Origin of the sequence: Methylotenera mobilis 13 (assembly GCF_000384255.1) — a bacterium.
Lineage (GTDB): Bacteria > Pseudomonadota > Gammaproteobacteria > Burkholderiales > Methylophilaceae > Methylotenera > Methylotenera mobilis_B.
Genome location: NZ_KB913035.1, coordinates 994,678 through 1,015,505, shown reverse-complemented (window position 1 = coordinate 1,015,505; position 20,828 = coordinate 994,678). Strand labels below are relative to the sequence as shown.

Annotated in this window: 19 protein-coding genes; 10 read left to right on the top strand and 9 right to left on the bottom strand. The window is 41.1% G+C overall.

Annotated features, from left to right (window positions below):
* Positions 1 to 91 precede the first annotated feature (91 nt).
* Both hscA and fdx read left to right on the top strand, forming a co-directional pair.
* Complete coding sequence (gene hscA / locus A391_RS0104900) at positions 92 to 1,987, top strand: Fe-S protein assembly chaperone HscA (protein ID WP_019897760.1); 1,896 nt, start codon at positions 92 to 94, stop codon at positions 1,985 to 1,987.
* 105 nt (positions 1,988 to 2,092) lie between these two features.
* Positions 2,093 to 2,434, top strand: coding sequence for an ISC system 2Fe-2S type ferredoxin (fdx, locus tag A391_RS0104895; RefSeq protein WP_019897759.1), 342 nt, complete (start codon positions 2,093 to 2,095; stop codon positions 2,432 to 2,434).
* Positions 2,435 to 2,541: 107 nt separating this feature from the next.
* On the opposite strand, the gene A391_RS0104890 is transcribed toward fdx, so the two are convergent.
* The 4 genes from A391_RS0104890 to A391_RS0104875 all read right to left on the bottom strand — a co-directional run bounded on the left by A391_RS0104890 (position 2,542) and on the right by A391_RS0104875 (position 5,526).
* Positions 2,542 to 3,186 carry a carbonic anhydrase gene (locus A391_RS0104890; protein WP_019897758.1) on the bottom strand — a complete coding sequence of 215 codons (645 nt, stop codon included), beginning with the start codon at positions 3,184 to 3,186 and terminating at the stop codon, positions 2,542 to 2,544.
* 51 nt (positions 3,187 to 3,237) lie between these two features.
* On the bottom strand, positions 3,238 to 4,782 hold the full coding sequence (locus A391_RS0104885) for a SulP family inorganic anion transporter (RefSeq protein ID WP_019897756.1): 1,545 nt from the start codon (positions 4,780 to 4,782) through the stop codon (positions 3,238 to 3,240).
* Positions 4,783 to 4,941: 159 nt separating this feature from the next.
* Positions 4,942 to 5,214, bottom strand: a complete 273-nt coding sequence (locus A391_RS0104880) for a hypothetical protein (RefSeq protein ID WP_019897755.1) — start codon at positions 5,212 to 5,214, stop codon at positions 4,942 to 4,944.
* 42 nt (positions 5,215 to 5,256) lie between these two features.
* Positions 5,257 to 5,526 carry a hypothetical protein gene (locus tag A391_RS0104875; protein WP_019897754.1) on the bottom strand — a complete coding sequence of 90 codons (270 nt, stop codon included), beginning with the start codon at positions 5,524 to 5,526 and terminating at the stop codon, positions 5,257 to 5,259.
* Positions 5,527 to 5,641: 115 nt separating this feature from the next.
* Here A391_RS0104875 and A391_RS0104870 point away from each other — a divergent pair, with 115 nt between their 5' ends.
* From A391_RS0104870 to A391_RS0104860, 3 genes are read left to right on the top strand one after another with little or no spacing between them, the layout of a single operon-like run.
* A complete protein-coding gene (locus A391_RS0104870; RefSeq protein WP_019897752.1) occupies positions 5,642 to 6,421 on the top strand; it encodes a LuxR C-terminal-related transcriptional regulator in 780 nt (259 codons plus the stop codon).
* A gap of 51 nt (positions 6,422 to 6,472) precedes the next feature.
* Complete coding sequence (locus tag A391_RS0104865) at positions 6,473 to 8,455, top strand: ATP-binding protein (RefSeq protein WP_019897750.1); 1,983 nt, start codon at positions 6,473 to 6,475, stop codon at positions 8,453 to 8,455.
* Positions 8,452 to 8,919 carry a response regulator gene (locus A391_RS0104860; protein ID WP_019897749.1) on the top strand — a complete coding sequence of 156 codons (468 nt, stop codon included), beginning with the start codon at positions 8,452 to 8,454 and terminating at the stop codon, positions 8,917 to 8,919. The genes A391_RS0104865 and A391_RS0104860 overlap by 4 nt, the downstream gene beginning before the upstream one ends.
* Positions 8,920 to 8,947: 28 nt before the next feature.
* Here the strand turns inward: A391_RS0104860 and A391_RS0104855 are convergent, their stop codons facing one another.
* The 5 genes from A391_RS0104855 to prfB all read right to left on the bottom strand — a co-directional run bounded on the left by A391_RS0104855 (position 8,948) and on the right by prfB (position 15,694).
* Positions 8,948 to 9,919 carry a trypsin-like peptidase domain-containing protein gene (locus A391_RS0104855; protein WP_019897747.1) on the bottom strand — a complete coding sequence of 324 codons (972 nt, stop codon included), beginning with the start codon at positions 9,917 to 9,919 and terminating at the stop codon, positions 8,948 to 8,950.
* A 540-nt stretch (positions 9,920 to 10,459) separates the two neighbouring features.
* Positions 10,460 to 11,149 carry a DUF2490 domain-containing protein gene (locus A391_RS0104850; RefSeq protein WP_029144002.1) on the bottom strand — a complete coding sequence of 230 codons (690 nt, stop codon included), beginning with the start codon at positions 11,147 to 11,149 and terminating at the stop codon, positions 10,460 to 10,462.
* Between the two features lie 231 nt (positions 11,150 to 11,380).
* Positions 11,381 to 12,817 carry a porin gene (locus A391_RS0104845; RefSeq protein WP_019897745.1) on the bottom strand — a complete coding sequence of 479 codons (1,437 nt, stop codon included), beginning with the start codon at positions 12,815 to 12,817 and terminating at the stop codon, positions 11,381 to 11,383.
* Positions 12,818 to 13,025: 208 nt separating this feature from the next.
* The gene (lysS, locus tag A391_RS0104840) at positions 13,026 to 14,549 is read right to left on the bottom strand and encodes a lysine--tRNA ligase (RefSeq protein ID WP_029144001.1); all 1,524 of its coding nucleotides are present in this window, start codon (positions 14,547 to 14,549) and stop codon (positions 13,026 to 13,028) included.
* Positions 14,550 to 14,589: 40 nt separating this feature from the next.
* A protein-coding gene (prfB, locus tag A391_RS0104835) for a peptide chain release factor 2 (protein ID WP_157261324.1) occupies positions 14,590 to 15,694 on the bottom strand; the annotation gives its coding sequence in 2 pieces (ribosomal slippage) (positions 14,590 to 15,612 and positions 15,614 to 15,694; 1,104 coding nt in all).
* A 286-nt stretch (positions 15,695 to 15,980) separates the two neighbouring features.
* Here prfB and A391_RS0104830 point away from each other — a divergent pair.
* The 5 genes from A391_RS0104830 to pstA all read left to right on the top strand — a co-directional run bounded on the left by A391_RS0104830 (position 15,981) and on the right by pstA (position 20,794).
* Complete coding sequence (locus A391_RS0104830; protein ID WP_019897742.1) at positions 15,981 to 16,637, top strand: DUF47 domain-containing protein; 657 nt, start codon at positions 15,981 to 15,983, stop codon at positions 16,635 to 16,637.
* 10 nt (positions 16,638 to 16,647) lie between these two features.
* Complete coding sequence (locus A391_RS0104825; RefSeq protein ID WP_019897741.1) at positions 16,648 to 17,649, top strand: inorganic phosphate transporter; 1,002 nt, start codon at positions 16,648 to 16,650, stop codon at positions 17,647 to 17,649.
* 162 nt (positions 17,650 to 17,811) lie between these two features.
* Complete coding sequence (locus tag A391_RS0104820; protein ID WP_019897740.1) at positions 17,812 to 18,813, top strand: PstS family phosphate ABC transporter substrate-binding protein; 1,002 nt, start codon at positions 17,812 to 17,814, stop codon at positions 18,811 to 18,813.
* A 95-nt stretch (positions 18,814 to 18,908) separates the two neighbouring features.
* Positions 18,909 to 19,856, top strand: a complete 948-nt coding sequence (gene pstC / locus A391_RS0104815) for a phosphate ABC transporter permease subunit PstC (protein WP_019897739.1) — start codon at positions 18,909 to 18,911, stop codon at positions 19,854 to 19,856.
* Positions 19,857 to 19,858: 2 nt separating this feature from the next.
* Complete coding sequence (gene pstA / locus A391_RS0104810) at positions 19,859 to 20,794, top strand: phosphate ABC transporter permease PstA (protein WP_019897738.1); 936 nt, start codon at positions 19,859 to 19,861, stop codon at positions 20,792 to 20,794.
* Positions 20,795 to 20,828 lie beyond the last annotated feature (34 nt).

Below are 20,828 nucleotides of genomic sequence, written 5' to 3'. Positions count from 1 at the left end.
GATGATTAAAAGTTAGCGAATTAAACAGCTATATCATTAGCATAGCAATCACATAAATATAGCAAATAATAGATAAGCAACTAGTAAACTTATGGCATTACTCCAAATTTCAGAACCAGGCATGAGTGCCGCACCACATCAGCACAGACTTGCTGTAGGCATCGACCTAGGCACTACCAATTCACTGATTGCCACTGTTCGTAGTGGCATGAGCACCGTTTTGCAAGATGATTTCGGTCATGCTTTACTGCCTTCTGTTGTGCGCTACATGCCTAATGGTGACATTGTCGTTGGCCACGAGGCACAAGCGCACCAAAGCGAAGACCCAATCAATACCATTACATCAGTCAAACGTTTTATGGGCCGTAGTTTAAACGACATCGCCAATAAAGCGCATATTCCGTATCGATTTTTTGAAGGCACTGACTCAACCACTACTCGAAGCTTACAACTACAAACTCGAGCTGGGCTTAAAACACCAGTTGAAATTTCAGCTGAAATTTTAAAATCTCTTAAAGCACGTGCAGAAAAATCACTAGGCGGTGAATTAGTGGGTGCTGTTATTACTGTGCCGGCTTACTTTGATGATGCGCAACGCCAAGCCACCAAAGATGCCGCACGTTTAGCAGGGTTAAATGTATTACGCTTACTCAATGAACCAACGGCTGCAGCGGTAGCTTATGGCTTAGACAATGCAGCAGAAGGCACTTTTGTCATTTACGATTTAGGTGGTGGCACATTTGATGTCTCTATCCTGCGCTTATCTAAAGGTGTATTTGAGGTACTTGCTACCAATGGCGACGCAGCACTTGGCGGTGACGATTTTGACCATCGCATCTACTGCTGGGTGTTAGATAAAGTACGCGAAAACAATGCAAACTTTTCACCACTCACAGAAGAAGATACTAGACTCTTGCTCACAAAAGCTCGGCAAGCCAAAGAGTGGCTCACTGATAACTTTGAAGCACAAATTGTTTGTAAATTAAGTAATGGTACATTGGTAGATGTGACGCTTACAGCCTCTCAATTGATTGAAGTCACCGAACACTTAGTCAGCAAAACCTTATCTCCAACACGCAAAGCCATGCGTGATGCCAAGCTTAGCATTGAAGATATCAATGGTGTGGTACTTGTCGGTGGTGCTACGCGTATGCCACATATCAGACACGCAGTACAAGAATACTTTCAACAAGAGCCCCTCACCAATTTAGACCCTGACAAAGTGGTTGCATTGGGCGCCGCGATTCAAGCAAATATCTTGGCTGGCAACAAGAGTGACGATGATTTATTGCTACTAGACGTTACCCCACTCTCTTTAGGCTTAGAAACTATGGGGGGGCTTGTAGAAAAAGTGATTCATCGTAATAGCACACTACCCATCGCACGTGCCCAAGAGTTCACCACTTATAAAGATGGTCAAACTGCAATGAGCGTTCATGTTGTGCAAGGTGAGCGAGAACTGGTCAGCGACTGTCGCTCCTTAGCCCGTTTTGAATTGCGTGGTATACCTCCGATGGCAGCAGGGGCGGCACGAATTCGTGTCACATTTACGGTAGATGCAGATGGCTTATTATCAGTATCCGCCCGAGAGCAAAGTACAGGAATCGAAGCACACATTGCAGTGAAGCCCTCTTACGGACTCACAGAAGATGAAATCACCAGCATGCTTAAAGCCTCATTTAACAGCGCAGAAGAAGACAAAAAAGCGCGCATGCTTGCTGAAGCAAGAGTGAATGCTGGTGCAATTATCAGCTCAGTCACTGCCGCTTTAGCGATAGACAGCAAGCTGATTAGCCCTGCCGAAGTTGAAGCAATTGAGTTGGAAATTAACAAGCTACAACAACTGACAGCGGCAAACGACGCTACTGCGATTAACCAAGCCGTAGACACACTCAACCACGCAACGGAAGCCTTTGCCGCAGCCCGCATGAACGCGAGCGTGAGTCGTGCACTTGCTGGTAAGAGTTTAGAAAATCTAGATTTATAACTTTGAAAACAATGTCGCACTGATTAATGAAGCTTATGTTGCGCATGCCATTAAACACATGCGATCTAAAGCCAATGACAACGACAGTAATATGAGAAAACCAACATGCCACAAATTATTATTCTGCCACATGTAGAACTATGTCCAGATGGCGCTGCTATTGAAGCACAAACTGGCGAATCTATCTGTGATGTCTTATTAAACAATGATATTGATATCGATCACGCCTGCGACAAAGCCTGCGCATGTACAACATGCCATGTCATCGTACGTGAGGGTTTTAAATCACTCAGCGAATCTACAGAGCAAGAAGATGATTTGCTTGATAAAGCATGGGGCTTAGAACCGAACTCTAGGCTCTCATGCCAAGCCGTTGTTGGCACAGAAGACCTGGTGGTAGAAATTCCAAAATACAGCATTAACATGGCAAAAGAAGGTCATCGCTAAGAAATAGTCAGAACAACTACTGACATTCAACAAAGAGTAGAGCTCACTTCATCATCGCTTATGCGTAAAAAAGCCGCCAACTGGCGGCTTTTTTTACGTGCTAAATATTAGCCAACATAAGTGTCTTCTAAGAAGTTAACTTTACCTGTAGCAAGATCATAAATAGATCCAACAATCGCAATCTGTCTAGCTTCAATCATGTCATTCACGATATCGCTTTGGCGAATAATCGTATCAATCTGATGCTTTACGTTCAGTGCATTAATTTTTTCAACAAAATCCGGATTTTTGGAAGTTCTATCATCAAGATTCACTACAGATTTCTCATGGCGAATTGATGGCTTGATAAAGTTAATAATTTCACCAATATGGCCATCTTTAAAATCATCACACGCAGCTTTAACGGCGCCACAACTAGTATGGCCCATGACTACAATTAATTTACTGCCAAGATATTTAGAACTAAACTCCAAACTACCAATAGCTTTATCAGAAGCAATGTTACCTGCCAAACGTACACTAAAAATATCACCTAAAGCTTGGTCAAACAAAAGCTCAACTGGTGCACGGGAGTCACTGCAACTTAAAAAAGATGCAAAAGGATGTTGCTTGTCTTTAGTGATATTCAGCAAACTTTGAAAGTCTTTATCGTCTGAATAGTTATTCATAAAACGAGCATTACCTTCCACTAAAATATCTAAAGCCTCTCTTGGCGTCATTAAGTCGCGATTAAGTAATGGGTGTTTATACATTTTTTATTTCCTATATTTGATCGTTGTTAACAAGTTTTACCTTCATATTCATTAATACTTAGGCTGAATAAAATTAATTGTTTCTACTTCAATGTTTTTTAATTTTGCGTGAAGTGGATAATCACGAATGAACTCGACGACATCATACGCAATCGATTTACAATTAGAGCAATCAATAATCACTTTTGCATTTTTAGGTATCGCCTCTAGCACTTGTAAAATACTCGCCTTGTTAAAGAATGAGACCTCTTCAGCTAATACAATATGGTGAACCTCACGGCCATCCTCAGTTGTAGTACTTTCTTTCAGATAATGAGAGTTACGGTAACTATGATGCAAGGTATAGAAGATACCAACCACCAAACCTATCGCAATTCCCGTCAGCAAATCTGTTAGCAAGATAGCGGCAACTGTTGCAATAAACGGCGCAAACTGTTCCCAGCCCAATTTATACATATGTGAAAACAATGATGGCTTCGCTAACTTATAACCCACCATAATCAAAATTGCCGCCAAACTCGCTAAAGGAATCATATTTAATAGACCAGCAATCGTCACAGCACTTAATAACAGCCAAATACCATGCAAAATCGCTGACAGTTTAGTTTTTGCACCAAAAGTGATATTTGCAGAACTACGCACAATCACTTGCGTAATAGGTAAACCACCTACCAAGCCTGACAACACATTACCAATACCTTGTGCTTTCAGCTCTTTATTCGTTGGTGTAATGCGCTTTACGGGGTCTAGCTTATCAGTAGCTTCCACACACAATAGTGTTTCTAAACTTGCCACAATTGCCATCACTAAACCAACTTTATATATTTCAATATTAGTAATTTGTGAAAAGTCTGGCGAAGTGAACTGTCCAACAAACTCACCAAGGTTATTGGCAACGGGTAGCTGAACAATCTGATTTTCAGCCAATGAGAAATTGAGCACACCAGTTTGAAATAGATAATTGAATAAAATACCAACCAGCACCACCACAATCGGCCCTTGCAGTATCTCAAATAAACGATGTTTCTTTGTGAGTGTTGTATCCCATAAAATTAGAATCACCATAGAAATAGCAGCGATTAGTAATGCACCTGGTGTTAATAAATTCCAAGCATCGGCTAGAGCACTAAACGTATTACTACCGTCAGCTTGTTCAAAAGACTCACTGCCTTGATAATCAAAATCATAACCTAATGCATGTGGTATCTGTTTCAGTACGATTAACAAGCCAATACCCGTTAACATCCCCTTAATCACAGATGAAGGTACAAAGTAAGCAATGAAACCAGCTTTGAAATATCCCAATAGAAACTGAATCACACCAGCGACCATCACAGACAGTAAGAACGCCTCAAAAGAACCTAGTGTTCCAATCGCAGTAAGTACAATCACAGCCAAGCCCGCGGCAGGACCACTTACACCGAGCTGGGAACCACTAAACATACCCACCACAATGCCGCCAACAATACCGGCAATCACACCAGAAAATAGAGGGGCTCCAGATGCAAGCGCAATACCTAAACATAAGGGTAGCGCTACAAAAAACACCACAATACTAGCTGGAAAGTCGTTTTTAAATTCTTTAAATAAATCCATTTTTTATTTTAATTCCTTTTTATTCAAATGATAAAAATCAGCTCATAAGATTTATATAACGCTAAAGAATACTACATTAATTGTTTTTAATCGCAAAAGCCCTACCTCTCTAAGAAAGGCAGGGCAAGCTTAAAAACTTAATATGACATATCTATGACATTAATCTGTATTTTTCTCTAAATATGGGCGTTTACCCAGCATATTCAGACGCATTTGTTTATGTTTTCCGTCAGCTTCAGCATTTTCATTAATTAATGTTGCACCTTCAAAACCATCTTTTTTATTGTATTCAGTAGCTGCTGGCACTTGCTGATATGGACGTTTAGACAAATTCTGTTTATTAATTTGACTGTAATCCTCATCAGCATAAGCTGAACCCGCTACCAGTAAAACTGCTGTAGACATTAGTGTGATTAAACTTTTACTTTTCATGACATTCTCCAATTTATTCTATCTCTATTCAGTGACACTATTTTAGTATGCACGTTTACTCAACATATTTAAGCGCATTGTGTTACGGTTTTTTGAACCAATATCACCCTTCACTTCATCATCAATCAGTGTTGCACCTTCCCATTGTTGATCTTTTTTCTGATCACTATTTGCAATGACTTGCTGATATGGTCTTTTCGCCATAAAGTGATGGTTGTGGGTGTTATTTTTATAAGTTTCATCAGCATGTGCTGCACCTGCCATTAATAACACTACTGAAGAAACAACTGCTACTAAATTTAAAGCTTTCATTTTTTTCTCCTAGAGTACTACGCTACGTTCGTTTAAGTTCTTTTAATTGCTTTGTTGATGGAGTGCATTATGGACGGTTTTAGTCAACGAAAAATCTACCGTTATAGGTATAACGGTGTATACTGATCAGCATATGCCAAATGACCTACATGAAAACATCAATCAGCCCAGTAGCGCCCGTGCGCTTAGACAAAGCCTAAAAGAAACGCAGGCAAACGACACACACTTACGCTTATATCTTAACTTTGGTCAGCAATTATTTACTTATGGCTGGAGTGTAAACGCAGCTAATAACCTACTGCACTCACTCTGTAATTTACTCTCAGCACAACACGCAGTTTTAGCAATCGAAAATTCCGGCAAGTTAGTGATATACACCCAAATTGGACAAACGCTACCAGTAGGTGCGAGAGTTCCGATGATGGGGATACTCGCCATGATGCTAAAGAATCCCGTTCAATTTGCTGTCCATGAAAATAAAAATACACAATTATGGACACATGCAGATGTACAGCATCATGAATGTTTAATCCCGATCGCGTTAGGTCAGCATGGTAAAGGCGTGATAGCACTATCAGGTAAGAAGCTGGTACTCAACCAAGCCGAATTAGAAGCCTTACAAGCAACTTCAGGGCTCATTGCACTCGCCATCTCTCAACACCAAGGCCCAGCCCGCAGTGAAGCAGATTTATCAATACTAGAAAAACTAACACCTCGAGAACGTGAAATCTTAGCGCTACTTCCATCTGGCTTAAGCAATAATGAGTTAGGCATCAAGCTTGGCATTGCGTCTGGCACTGCTAAAATACATGTAGAACGGGTTTTAAATAAGCTTGGTGTCAAAGACAGAACACAAGCAGCGGTGAAGGCAATTGAACTTGGTTATAAATCTTAATAAGTTAGAAATCTTAAAGAGCAATCAACTTTAGCATACCCAATAATTTTGATGATGAATAAGCAAATCGCCCCAGATAAAGTAAAAAAAACTTTGCGCCCCCTGCACTGGGCAGCGCAGGCATGGCAAGATTTACCTCTTGGTTTTAAAGGTGTGTTTGTGATTGCACTGCCCTTGGCTGTATTGTTAGCATCGTTGGCTTCACTCTATATCCGTGAACTAGAATCAACCATGCTACAAAACAAGCTAAAGTATGCTTTACAAAATCAACGCGACATTCAAACAGTACACTCCCAGCTTTTAGAAGCATCAACAGGTGTGAGAGACTATCTGCTTACTGGTGATCGACACTTTTTAAACATTTTCTATGAAGCAGAAAGAATACTGCCAGAGATTATCGACACATTAGAAGATCGCTTAGAAAGTAATCAGCAAAAACATCGTTTATCCGTCATCGTACCGCTAGTGGCCAAAAATCTAGCAGATCTGAAAGCGCTGTCAAACCATGATTCAGAAATAGCCTCTGATAGGTTAATTACACAATTTAAATCACAAGTTGACACACTAGATAAGCTCCGAAATGAAATTGAAGCACTTAACGCAGAAGAAGCGCTACTGGTAGAGCAAGATCAGCAGGAAATTTTTCTACAACGTCAGCAAAGTATTTCAGCGACGCTCATTGCCACGATTGCAGGCATCATAGGCTCACTCGTTGCCGTGTGGATATTTTCACGCACCATCGTCAAACGTGTGCGCTTGCTACGAGATAGTGCGGGACATTTGGCACGTGCAGAAGCGCTAGATTTACCCTCAAGTAGCCGAGATGAATTGGGGCAACTTTCTGATGAGCTAGATCATGCATCGCAATTACTAGCCAAAAACATCAGCGACGCGATGCAGGCAAGGCAGGAAGCAGAGGAAGCTAGCGCCTCAAAAAGCATGTTTTTATCAAGAACTAGCCACGAACTTAGAACACCATTGAATGCGATTTTAGGGTTTGCTCAGTTACTGGAGCAAGACCTGTCGCCAGGAAAACAACGTGACAGCGTTTCACTCATTAAAGGTGCGGGGCAACATTTGCTCAAGCTGATTAATGAGGTGCTCGAAATTGCAAGAATTGAATCTGGTGAGGTTTCACTAGAATTAGCGCCTACACTGATGAGTAGCTTATTAGAAGAGGCAACTCACTATATTGCACCGATAGGTAAAATACGGGATATAGAAATTAAATGTGCAATTGCGCCAAACCTATGGGCAATGGCCAACCGGCAGAAGTTACTGCAAGTTGTATTAAACTTACTTTCCAATGCACTTAAATATGGTCCAGTGAGCTCTGTTATCCAATTAAATGCCTATCGTCGTGATCATCACATTGTCATTGAGGTGCAAGACGACGGCCCAGGCATTCCAAGCGGGTTAAGGGAAAGAGTCTTTACCCCATTTGATAGACTAGGTGCGGAAAACACCAAAGTGGAAGGGACTGGCCTCGGCTTGGCGTTGTCTAAGCAGATTATGCTAGCCATGCATGGAAGCATTCATCTTGCGAATGATAAAAGTTTATTTTGGGTTGAGATTGCAGCATGCGAGGCCAATACAGAAACGAACAACCTTTCCAAACAATCAGAAAATTCAAAACAACTTAATCTATCGAACAAACACTCAATTCTTTATGTAGAAGACAACATTAGCAACCGTGCACTCGTTGAAGCAATTATTTTACGCCAACGCGATTTACGCATTCATTGTGTATCCACAATAAAAGATGCTAAACAATATTTAAACGAGATGCAGCCATCGGTGTTGTTAATTGATTTAAACTTGCCAGATGGTTCAGGAGAGAGCCTCGTGCATTATGTCATGTCAGAACCTCGCCTAAAAGATATCCCGATGATGATCTTAAGTGCTGACGCATTGCCCGACACAATAAGCCGTTTGCAGGCCGCAGGTGTAGCGTATTACATGACCAAGCCACTTGATGTCGCCTTGTTTAATAAACAAATAAGAGAGTTAATCCACAGTCAGGAAATAAAATGAACGAGGCTGATATATTAAATGCCAAGATTTTAATTGTAGATGATGCAGAAGCTAACTTAAAACTACTAGAGGATCTGTTATCAAGGGAAGGCTTTCATCAAGTCATCAGTACCGCAGACTCTACACGCGCGTTAGATCTATATAAAGCTTTTGAACCTGATTTAATCTTGCTTGATTTAATGATGCCAGAACTAGACGGTTATGCAGTGCTAGAAATGCTATCACGTCATATCCCTAAAGATGAGTATTTACCAGTATTAGTGCTGACAGCAGACGCAACAATTAGCGCAAAAAGAAAAGCTTTGGCACTAGGTGCCAAAGACTTTTTGACCAAACCGTTTGATACAATAGAAGCAATGTTACGCGTGTGGAACCTACTAGAAACACGCATCTTGTACCGTCACCTAAAAGCACTTAATGCTGAAATAAAGCCAGCATTACATCTACCGCAAACTTCTGAATAATTAATTGATTAAATTGATAATCCAGTATTTAGTCAGATAATAACGCCAACTTATTGAGAGAAGCGTTAATACCAGCAGTTCTTTCATTAATTTTATTTAAATACTCAACGGCTTGGCGATGGCTTTCATTCAGTGCTAATACTTTATTAAAATGCGCCTCTGCCTTATCGTAAGCCTTAGTTTCATATTCAGCCATCGCTAAATAAAACCATGACTCAGCAGTATTAGGCTCAGCATTTACCCACGCACTAGAAACAGTCAGCAATGATTTCCAATCATGTGAGAGGTAAGGTTGAACTACCTTCATAAAATAAGGCCGTTGATGATCGCTTAGTGCCCAAAAAGGTTTTTCGCTTTTAGCGCCCAAAGCCTGAGCAGGCTTAGCCATTAAAGCTTGTACCCACTCTACTGGCATGTAGTAATAATGCGCTTGGTCACCACGGCTTTTTAAAGTAATAATTCCCACTAAAGTGCCAGTATCATCAAATACACCACCTCCACTGGCACCCAACCTAAATGGGCTGGTCGCACGAATCACGACACTATCATCCATGGGAAACATTCCCTTCACTACGCCAAAGGTATTCACTGGTTCAGTTGTTTTATCAGGATAGCCAATAGTAAAAACTGGGGTTTCATATTTAAGATTCTTGCTGGCACCAATCTTTGCAACAGGCGCATCCAAGCCAGAGACTGTCAAAATACATAAATCATGATGCCAATCAGGCTTAACTTCAGTAGCAACATGTGCGATACCATTCACAATCACTTCAACATCATGCGCATCAGTCACCACATGGCAGTTTGTCACCACTTGGCCTTTAGCAATCACTACCGCTGAGCCTAAACCGTTGCTGCCATTATTGTGTTTAACCTGTACGCGCAAAACTTGTGCGTTGAGCTTACTCACCATCTCAGAGGATGGTAATGCGGATGCTATGCCTGTAAAAAACAAATGAACCAATACAGTACATAATAAAGCGGAAAGATGTTTATTCATGATGCACTCCTCGCTACAATCAAACCAAGTCAACTAAGACTTATTCAATACAAAACAGGATTACTTACATGAATAAATAGCAATTCTCATTCCAACTTTAAGAAACATGGCTACAGTTGGCGTATATGCTCAAAGTAGCTGTAATAACCAGCTATTTTTCAATCAAAACTAAGCATAATGAATTGAAAATACGCACTTTTACAGTGCGCAAATCGTACAAACTGGTGCAAAACAATAATGATCGACAATCAATTTAATACCAAAAACCTAGTGATGCTTGGACTATAGAATGGAGAAATATTTATGCTAACCATTTGTATATGATGAACTTAATGAATAAAAAACATGATTAAGCTGTGACGATTATCAATTAAATCAAAAAGTGTCTTAGTTAAACATGTACTGACTTCAACATTAACAAGCTCTCAACTGGGAGTGGTAACGCAAATTATTAAATTGAAGTGTTACAGACATTTATAGTGCGGTTATTACTACATCAATGACCGCATTTAAATACAGATAAATTTTTTCAGTTAAACTCTAAAATGAAAAATTGAGGGTGGTTGAAAATACATGATTCACAAGATCAGCTTGCTTAGTGTTGACGTACTGATTTAAATAACCTATCTCTAGTTTTGTATCGGGATTAAGCGCCCAATTCCCACCTAAAAATGCACGGTTTTGATCAAAACCTTTTCGCGCACCATAATCTGTATGATTAAGATTTACAAAATACTCATCATAAAACACCCAGCTCAATTTGGAATGAACACCAGACGGTGTTACAACTCTGAGCATTTGTCTGAACTTATACCCTGTATCATCCGAATTTTCAATATATCGCTGTTCAAAACGCGTACGGCTTTGTATAGATATATTGCGAATAGGTGCAAACTGATATAGATATTGCTGCCATACACGATGCTCATCAAATGCAGATTTACCTGCAGGGTCTGTTACTACATAGGCATAGCCTGCCCACAGACTACTCTGCTCAGTTAATTTATAATAAATTGCAGGACGTAATAATGTTTGGTCTAAACGCGAACCCTCTTCACGCCACCGTGGCTGTAGCTCCATATACCAGCGCAACTTATCGATACCTGTTGCCCCATTTGCCAGAATGTTAAGCCAAACACGCCCATCTTCCTCCGTACTATTTGCAATGACGTGTGCAGAGCAAAATAACATAGTGAAGAACATCCAAATAGACAAAAATGTGACTCTCATCAATACGACAACCCTTTAAAAAATAAAAATCTTCACCGTTAAATCTTTTGATAAGTCAGCAAGTCACTCTTTCTTCAGCAAACTTAATTAACTCACACATACTTTTCAACCATTATCTTACTAATTAAAAAAACCCGCTTATGCGGGTTTCTATTTGAAGCTAATTAAAATAGATAAAACCGTCACGTCAATTTAACACGACGGTTTCACTATTAAGCAACCATCAGATTACTAATAATTAAACTGCAGTTGCATACGTATAGCATCAGCAGTAAATGTTTCATAATCAGTATTTGGTCCACCTAGCGCTGCATTAGCTGCAGTTGCTCCAAGAACTAGATTAGAGCGCTTCATACGGTGATAGTATGCAACAAACTCAACCTCAGGAGCAATTTGCCACTCTGCACCAACTTCCCAATCATTTACACGGTTTTGAGCTGCATTAGATTCTGCCTTGCTATAACCATCATAGTACTGCCACTTAACAAACGGAATTAAAGTGCCATTTGTATCTAGGAATTTGAAATTATCAATTTTGTACATTGCTTGCACATAACCACCGTTTAAGCTCTGCTCTTCAATAGTCCCATTTGTACCTTTATTGATGTCTAAACCTGGTGTTTTACCCCAGTTCCATTCTGCTTGGAGACCAAATGGCTGTGGATACATCATAAAGCTTAACGCTACGCGCTCATCTTTAATACCGTTTCTATCAGCAATAGTCGGTGCTGCTGCTGTAGTTGCTATAACGCCTGTTGTAGGGTTTCTTCTTCTGTAAGTACCTGTTGAAACTGGGATATAGTTACCTGAATAAGCTTGAATACCTGCTTCGTAAAATTGGCCAGTTTCTGTTTTCCAAGGCTGAGTATAGCGCGCTACAATATGGTAGTTGTCATTCACTTCACGTTGGTTTGCACCTTGGCCGTTGTAAGCACCTAGAGCAAACTGACCATAGTTTCCACTGTGTTTTAAACCCAAGTCCATAATTTCTTTAAACATGGCTTGTGTTGTTTCAGGTGTGTAGTAGTAAAAAGCACCTAGATCACGCTCATCTTTTACCGCACTGTTTAATGCATCAGCACGATCTAATGCTAAACGATTTTGTGAAGATTGTAAGTTTTCAAAACCAAATGGTACTTTAGATTGGCCAACACGTATACGATGCACTTTGTCTTTAGTTAAATACAAATCACCATAAAAATCACGTAACTGTCCTAAATTATTGCCGCCAGTAGCAGATGAAGCAAAATCTGGCTGGATATAAATACCTAAGCGATCGCCTACATCACCTGAAATAACAACGCGTGCACGACGAATTAAAAAGCTTTTATCTTGATCACCTAGTGAGCGATCATTACCAACTGAACGATCTGAAAACAAGTTGACACCTACGTCATCACCACCCACCATGGCAGTATTACGTGTTTGCAAGTAACCACGGATAGACAGTTTGTTTGACCATTGTTTCTTTTCTTTTTTCTTTTGTGTGTCAACTTCATTATCACGTCCCTTGGTAAGCAACGCACCTTCTTCCTCGGTTAACACCCCTTTAGTCACCAACGCATTGACAATATCAGTAGTAGAGTCTGCTGTAGCGTGCTGTGCAAGACCTAACATAAGTGAACCTGTGATAGTCGCTGCCACCAAGCTACGTAATTTGTAGTTCATTTAAATTCCCTCTTAATTTAATAATTATTTACTGCGTTTTTTCAACAGGAGGGATTTTGCGATAGCTGTATGACAGTTTGATGACAGAACTAAATTTATAAAAATAAATTATTCACATGTTGTTTTTATGCAACAAAAAGCCCCGATTAGCATTCACTAATCGGGGCCCAAGTAAAACTACTCGATAAAGCTTAAAGTATATTCATGCTTAAGCTTCTGGACGCATATGTGGGAATAGAATTACATCACGAATACTTGCACTATCCGTAATCATCATCACTAAGCGATCAATACCAATACCACAGCCACCTGTGGGCGGCATGCCATACTCTAAAGCACGGATAAAATCCGCATCGTAATACATGGCTTCATGATCGCCCGCTTCTTTGGCTTTCACTTGTGCATGAAAACGAGCCGCTTGGTCTTCTGCGTCATTTAACTCACTAAAACCGTTAGCGATTTCACGCCCTGTCACAAACAACTCAAAACGCTCTGTAATTTCAGGGTTTTTGTCTGATGCACGTGCTAAAGGCGAGACTTCGACAGGATAATCAATGATATAGGTAGGCTCCCACAACTGGCTTTCGGCTGTTTCTTCAAACAAAGCTAATTGCAACGCACCTAACCCAGCATGGTCAAACGGCTTAGTACCAAATTTCAGTATTTCTGCACGCAAGAAACTTGCATCGTTCAATTGCTCAAGCGTGTATTGCGGTGCATATTTTTGAATGGCGCCAACAATGGTTAAACGTTGGAAAGGTTTGCTTAAATCTAACTCACGACCTTGGTACTGCAATACCGCAGTACCACAAGCAGCAATTGCAGCCGTGCGGATGCAACGCTCAGTAAAGTCCATCAACCATAGGTAGTCGGTATAAGCCGCATAAAACTCCATCATGGTGAACTCTGGATTATGGCGTACGCTTAAGCCTTCGTTACGGAAGTTACGATTCACCTCAAACACACGCTCAAAACCACCTACCACCAAACGCTTTAGATATAACTCAGGGGCAATACGCATATACATTTGCATGTCTAATGCATTGTGGTGTGTAATAAAAGGCTTAGCTGATGCACCACCAGGAATCGGGTGCAACATTGGCGTTTCTACTTCTAAGAACTGATTCTCAAGCATAAAGCTACGAATCGCTGAAACCACTTTGCTACGTGCAATAAAGGTTGCGCGTGTTTCTTCAGATACCATTAAATCAACATAGCGTTGGCGATATTTAACTTCTTGGTCTTGTAAACCATGAAACTTCTCTGGCAACGGACGTAATGATTTAGTCAACAGACGCAGCTCAGAGACTTTGATTGAAAGCTCACCCGTTTTAGTCTTAAACAACAAACCTTTAGCCGCAATAATATCGCCTAAATCCCAATGTTTAAATGCCTCATAAACGGCTTCGCTATTTTCATCAGTGAAGTTATCTTTAGACACAAACAATTGGATGCGACCAGTGCTATCTTGAACCGTGGCAAAGCTCGCTTTACCCATTACGCGCTTAAGCATCATGCGACCAGCAATGCTCACATGCACAACTCTCGGCTGTAGCACTTCATTATCAAAACCACCAAATTCAGCATGTAACGCTACCGCTTGATGCTCTGGTTTAAAGTCATTAGGAAAAGCAACACTGCCATTTAATTTAGCATTTTCACGGATTGCTTTTAATTTCTCACGGCGCTCCGCGATCACGTGATTTTCATCAATGGCAGGCACTTCATTCATCTGTTGATTATTTTGTTCATTATTTTGCACGTTACTCACACTACACTCCCTGCTTCAAACTTTCGGTAATAAATGGGTCAAGGTCGCCGTCCAGCACGCCTTGCGTATTGCCAATTTCCACACCAGTACGTAAATCTTTAATACGTGACTGGTCTAACACATAAGACCTGATCTGATGACCCCAACCAATATCGGTTTTGGCATCTTCAAGCGCTTGTTTTTCTTGATTACGCTTATTCAACTCTAAATTATAAAGCGCACCTTTCAGCATATTCATCGCTTCTTCTCGATTACGATGTTGCGAACGATCATTTTGGCACTGCACCACCGTATTGGTGGGAATATGCGTGATACGCACCGCAGAATCTGTCTTATTAATATGCTGCCCACCAGCACCACTGGCACGATAGGTATCGACACGCAAATCGGCAGGGTTAATGTCGATTTGAATCGAGTCATCTACTTCAGGAAATATCTGCACACTTGCGAAACTTGTATGTCGCTTAGCATTAGAATCAAATGGAGATTTACGCACCAAACGATGCACACCGTTCTCAGTCCTTAGCGTACCGTAAGCGTAATCGCCAGATACTTTAATCGATGCGCCCTTAATACCCGCAACATCGCCTTCAGATTCTTCCAACACCTCGACCTTAAAGCCTTTGCGCTCGCAGTAGCGTAAATACATACGCAACAACATATTGGCCCAATCCTGTGCCTCAGTGCCACCACTACCAGACTGAAATTCAATGAAACAGTTCGCAGAATCCAACTCGCCAGAAAACATGCGTCTGAATTCCATCTCCGCAATTTGCTTTTCGAGTGCAAGTGAGTCGTGCTCAACACTAAGTAAAGTGTCGTCGTCATTTTCCTCACGCGCCATCTCAAACAATTCTTGCGCGTCTTTAAGCCCAGATTGCACATGCGTGAGGGTCTCTACCACCATTTCAAGACTACGTTTTTCTTTACCTAGTGCCTGACTCTTGGCATTGTCATCCCAAATTTTCGGGTCTTCTAATAACCCATTCACTTCTTCTAAACGCTGGCTCTTAGTCTCAAAGTCAAAGATACCCCCGAAGAGCAAGGTTACGCTCGCCTAAATCGCTTAAGCGATTAGCAATAATATTGAGTTGTTCTGCTTCCATAATGCTTACGTGTTGCTAAAAAACGTCATTATACAGCAAAGGCTTACCACGCCATATTGCAGGATTAACGAGCACTTACTATTCATAAAACAACAAAATATAATTGACGTCTCACTGCTGTTAATCATTTCTATCAAATACAAAAGTTATTGATGACCCTCAAAAAAGTTCTATTAAATACATATAAATACTCGCAGATTTCGGCCTAGACGGTTAAACTTGCGATATTCAAGAATTTTTAATCTAAAAGTAACAAAACTGTAACAAATAAGGGAGTTAAAAAACTATGGCAAATGCTGCACTTGGTCGATTAATGGCTGCAATTTCACCACGTAATGACAATTACTTTGTACTTTTCAACAGCCTAGCAGACTGTGCTGTCAAAGGGTCAAAAGTACTAGCCATGATGGCCGCAGTAAGAGATAGCGAAAAATTCGATGAGCATTTTGCTGAAATTAGAAAAATCGAATCTGAAGCGGATGAATACACAAAAGAAATTTTACTCTCCTTACATAAAACATTTATTACACCATTTGACCGCCGTGAAATTCGTGAGCTTGCCATGGCGTTAGACGACATCATCGACTATATGGAAGCTATCCCACAAAGCGCAAAAATATACGGTCACACCGCATTTACCCCTGAAATGGTAGCCCTAGGCCAAATACTGTTACGTGCATCTGAAAAAGTACGTGAGGCCGTAAGCATGTTGCCAGACATGAAAAATTCTGGCCGCATTTTACAAGCATGTGAAGAAATCAGTAGCATTGAAGGTGAAGCTGACCACGTGATGCGCTCAGGTATGCATCGTTTATTTGCTGAAGAAGATGATGCTCGTACCTTAATCCGCTCAAAAGAACTCTACGATCTATTTGAAGAAGCAGTTGATAGCTGTGAAGACGTTGCAGATGTAATCCATGGCGTTGTACTTGAGCGCATCTAAGGGGTAAACAATGGATCACGCAATTCTCATCATGGCGTTTCTCGTGGTGGTTGCCCTCATATTTGACTTTATGAACGGCTTCCATGACGCAGCCAACTCTATTGCACTCATGGTTTCAACACGCTTACTCACACCGCAGGCTGCGGTTGCTTGGGCAGCATTTTTCAACTTTAGTGCATTCTTGTTTTTTGGCTTACATGTCGCTGATACCGTTGGTAAAGGTATCATCGACCCCAACATTGTGAACAATGCAGTAATATTTGGCGCGCTAGTTGGTGCAATTGCATGGAACATCATCACCTGGTGGTTTGGCATCCCGTCATCATCATCACACGCATTGATTGGTGGCTTGCTAGGTGCTGGTGTTGCACATGCAGGTACTCAAGGAATTATTATCGGTAGCAAATTAATTACTACCGGTGTTGCCATCGTCCTGTCACCTTTATTCGGCATGATACTGGCCATGTTGTTTTCAGTCATTGTGCTGTGGCTATTTCAAAGGTCTTCACCTTACAAAACAGAAAACCGCTTTAACAAGATGCAATTTATTTCATCTTCTCTATTTAGCCTAGGCCATGGCGCGAACGATGCGCAGAAAACGATGGGTATTATCACCGTGCTGCTATTTGCAAACGGCTACTTGCACGGCGATTTTCATGTGCCCTTTTGGGTAGTGATTTCATGTCAGCTAGCAATGGGCCTAGGTACATTGATGGGCGGATGGCGTATTGTACGTACCATGGGTATGGGCATCACCAAAGTTCGTCCAACTGGCGCATTCTGCGCACAAACCTCTGGCTCTATCGCATTATTTTTAGCGACATCGCTTGGTATTCCAGTTTCAACCACACACACTATTACAGGTGCAATCGTAGGTGTAGGGGTATCTCGCCGCGCCTCTGCGGTACGCTGGGGCTTAGCTTCTAGAATTGTTTGGGCATGGGTGCTTACCATTCCATGTGCAGGCTTAATGGCTGCAGCAAGCTATCACTTAGGTCGCAGTTTTATGTAATCAATCACACGCATAATTTGTACTGATTGTAAAAAAGGGCTCTATTCGAGCCTTTTTTTTATTGGACCATTTTGCTAATTTATTTTTTGTCATTATATTGTCACATTAGCTTCATATGATACGTAAAGTTTAACAACAGACTACTCTCATAAGGAGCAACACATGCAATCCCAGTTTACTAAATACTCATCAATAGCCGGTTTAGTTGCATCATTATTTGCACTACCAACCATGGCAATTGCTGCTGAAAAAATCGTTAAAATCGATGGCTCAAGCACAGTTTACCCAATTACAGAAGCAGTTGCTGAAGAGTTTCAAAAAGCAACAAAAACTAAAGTCACAGTGGGTGTTTCAGGTACCGGCGGTGGCTTCAAGAAATTCTGCCGCGGTGAAACTGATGTACAGAACGCTTCTCGCCCTATCTTGCAAAAAGAGATTGATGCTTGTAAAGAAGCTGGTGTACAGTTTATTGAGCTACCAGTCGCTTATGATGCTTTAACTGTCGTGATTAATCCGCAAAATGAGTTCGCAAAGAAAATGACAGCAGCTGAACTTAAAAAACTATGGGAACCAGCAGCTCAGGGTAAAGTAAAGACTTGGAACCAAGTAAACCCAGCGTGGCCAAATACACCAGTTAAATTATATGGTCCAGGTGCTGATTCAGGTACTTTTGACTACTTCACTGAGGCAATCGTAGGTAAGGCAAAATCAAGCCGCGGTGACTTTACCGCTTCTGAAGATGACAATGTCTTGGTTAAAGGTGTTGTAGGTGACAAAGGTGCACTTGGTTATTTTGGCTACGCTTACTACGAAGAAAACCAAGACAAGTTAACTGCCGTAGCAATTATCGAAAAAGCAGGAAAACCTGCAGTATTACCTTCAAAAGCATCGATTGAAGACGGCTCTTATCAACCACTTGCTCGTCCGATCTTTATTTATGTCAATGCAACGGCTGCAGCGTTCAAACCAGAAGTAAAGGCATTTGTTAACTACTACCTTGAAAATAGCAAACCGTTAATTGAAGAAGTAAAATACGTTGCACTACCAGCTAAAGAGCAAAAAGCAGTGATTACTCACTGGAAAGCACTAAAACCAGGTACAGGGTTTGGTGGTAAAGCTGAAGTAGGTGTAAAAATTGAAGAATTGCTAGCACGTATCAAATAACATGCTTGGCTGACGATTGTTTGAAGACACTGACAAATGTGTATTTCAAACAATCGTCGTTTTACAAATAATATAAACTAGCTGGTATATATAACGTGAATACGGTAACCCAAGTGCTAAATAACTCATTAACGCCTCAAATTAGTGATCGTTTATCAAAAAATTTTACTCGCCATTTAAAAGAGCGCGTAATCGAATTTATTTTAATGCTAGCAGCATTCTCTGCCGTGTTAACGACTGCAGCAATTATGGGTATTCTGCTGTATGAATCTTATGGGTTCTTTGAACACGTCTCTGTTACAGCGTTTTTAACGGACACCGTGTGGACACCATTGTTTGAAAATCCACGCTACGGCATATTGCCCTTAGTTTCTGGCACACTCACGGTGACAGGAGTTGCTCTGGTAATCGCGGTGCCTATCGGCACCATTAGCGCCATTTACCTTTCAGAGTTTGCGTCGCATCGTGTACGTGAAACAGTAAAACCAATCCTAGAGTTACTCGCAGGCGTACCAACCATTGTGTTCGGATTTTTTGCACTGCTGTTTATCACACCTCTTTTACAAAAAATCATGCCAGACTTGCCAACTTTTAATATGCTGAGCTCAGGTATTGTGATTGGCATTATGATTATTCCATACATTGCCTCGCTATCTGAGGATGCAATGCGTGCAGTACCAATGAGTATGCGAGAAGGCTCTTACGCGATGGGTGCAACGCGTTTTCAAACTGCGATCAGAGTGGTCACTCCTGCCGCAGTTTCTGGAATTGTTGCTGCATACATTTTAGGCATATCACGTGCGATTGGTGAGACCATGGTCGTCGCTATTGCCGCTGGCCAGCAGCCAAATTTAACGTTTAACCCGATGGATGCCGCGGCCACGATTACTGCTTATATTGTGCAAGTTGCGATGGGTGACTTACCGCATGGCAGTATTGGTTACCAAAGTATTTTTGCAGCAGGCTTAGTGTTGATGCTAATGACATTGACACTCAATATTATTGGCCACATTACACGCAAGAAATATAGCGAGAGATATTAAAAATGAATAATCAATCCCCTGAAAATCTTCAAGAAGTACGTGCCATGATTCAACGGCACAAACTCAATGACTATATTTTCTCTATCATTGGCTTACTGTGCTTAATGGTCGGTCTTATTACACTATTAACGCTCTTTATTGATTTAATTCTTCAAGGTTACCCTAAGTTACTATCACTAAGCTTTTACACGGACTTTCCATCACGTCGCGCGTCTAGTGCTGGATTATTATCTGCATTAGTTGGTTCATCACTCGTGATGCTGGTGACTTTTTTGTCAGCAGTGCCAATGGGTGTCATGGCTGCTATTTACCTTGAAGAGTACGCGCCAAAAAACTGGTTCTCTGATCTAATTGAAATTAACGTATCAAACTTAGCAGCAGTGCCTTCCATTATCTACGGCTTATTAGCGCTGGGCTTATTTGTGTACATTTTAGATTTAGGCCAAAGTATCGTGACAGCAGGCTTAACACTAGGTTTATTGATTTTACCTGTCGTGATTGTTGCAACCCGTGAATCAATTCGAAGCATCCCAATTGCGATTCGTGAAGCAGCTTACGCAGTGGGCGCAACCAAATGGCAAGTAGTGTATGACCATGTGATTAAATACTCTTTCGGCGGTATTTTAACTGGCGTCATCATCGGTATGGCACGGGCTATTGGCGAAACCGCACCTATTATCACAATTGGCGCGCTCACCTTCATTGCGTTCTTGCCGCCATCCCCAGTAACAACATCAGCCCCGTTCCTTAACTTCGAATGGCTGTCATCGGGCTTTACAGTGTTACCAATTCAAATGTTTAGCTGGTTATCACGCCCAAGCGAGGCATTTCATGTAAACGCAGCTGCAGCAGGTGTGATTATCATTCTAGTCACGCTGATTATGAATGGCTTTGCCATCAGAATGCGTTACAAAATGCGTAAAAACATTAAGTGGTAATTCATTCACTATCTCAATATATATCAATAGGAAT

Excerpts from the sequence above, each read along its gene's own strand:
- hscA (WP_019897760.1), top strand. The coding sequence starts at position 92 with ATGGCATTACTCCAAATTTCAGAACCAGGCATGAGTGCCGCACCACAT.
- A391_RS0104880 (WP_019897755.1), bottom strand. The coding sequence starts at position 5,214 with ATGAAAAGTAAAAGTTTAATCACACTAATGTCTACAGCAGTTTTACTG.
- A391_RS0104855 (WP_019897747.1), bottom strand. The coding sequence starts at position 9,919 with ATGAATAAACATCTTTCCGCTTTATTATGTACTGTATTGGTTCATTTG.
- A391_RS0104865 (WP_019897750.1), top strand. The coding sequence starts at position 6,473 with ATGATGAATAAGCAAATCGCCCCAGATAAAGTAAAAAAAACTTTGCGC.
- A391_RS0104885 (WP_019897756.1), bottom strand. The coding sequence starts at position 4,782 with ATGGATTTATTTAAAGAATTTAAAAACGACTTTCCAGCTAGTATTGTG.
- A391_RS0104860 (WP_019897749.1), top strand. The coding sequence starts at position 8,452 with ATGAACGAGGCTGATATATTAAATGCCAAGATTTTAATTGTAGATGAT.
- A391_RS0104875 (WP_019897754.1), bottom strand. The coding sequence starts at position 5,526 with ATGAAAGCTTTAAATTTAGTAGCAGTTGTTTCTTCAGTAGTGTTATTA.
- fdx (WP_019897759.1), top strand. The coding sequence starts at position 2,093 with ATGCCACAAATTATTATTCTGCCACATGTAGAACTATGTCCAGATGGC.
- pstA (WP_019897738.1), top strand. The coding sequence starts at position 19,859 with ATGAATAATCAATCCCCTGAAAATCTTCAAGAAGTACGTGCCATGATT.
- lysS (WP_029144001.1), bottom strand. The coding sequence starts at position 14,549 with ATGAATGAAGTGCCTGCCATTGATGAAAATCACGTGATCGCGGAGCGC.
- A391_RS0104845 (WP_019897745.1), bottom strand. The coding sequence starts at position 12,817 with ATGAACTACAAATTACGTAGCTTGGTGGCAGCGACTATCACAGGTTCA.
- A391_RS0104890 (WP_019897758.1), bottom strand. The coding sequence starts at position 3,186 with ATGTATAAACACCCATTACTTAATCGCGACTTAATGACGCCAAGAGAG.
- A391_RS0104850 (WP_029144002.1), bottom strand. The coding sequence starts at position 11,149 with ATGAGAGTCACATTTTTGTCTATTTGGATGTTCTTCACTATGTTATTT.
- A391_RS0104830 (WP_019897742.1), top strand. The coding sequence starts at position 15,981 with ATGGCAAATGCTGCACTTGGTCGATTAATGGCTGCAATTTCACCACGT.
- A391_RS0104820 (WP_019897740.1), top strand. The coding sequence starts at position 17,812 with ATGCAATCCCAGTTTACTAAATACTCATCAATAGCCGGTTTAGTTGCA.
- A391_RS0104825 (WP_019897741.1), top strand. The coding sequence starts at position 16,648 with ATGGATCACGCAATTCTCATCATGGCGTTTCTCGTGGTGGTTGCCCTC.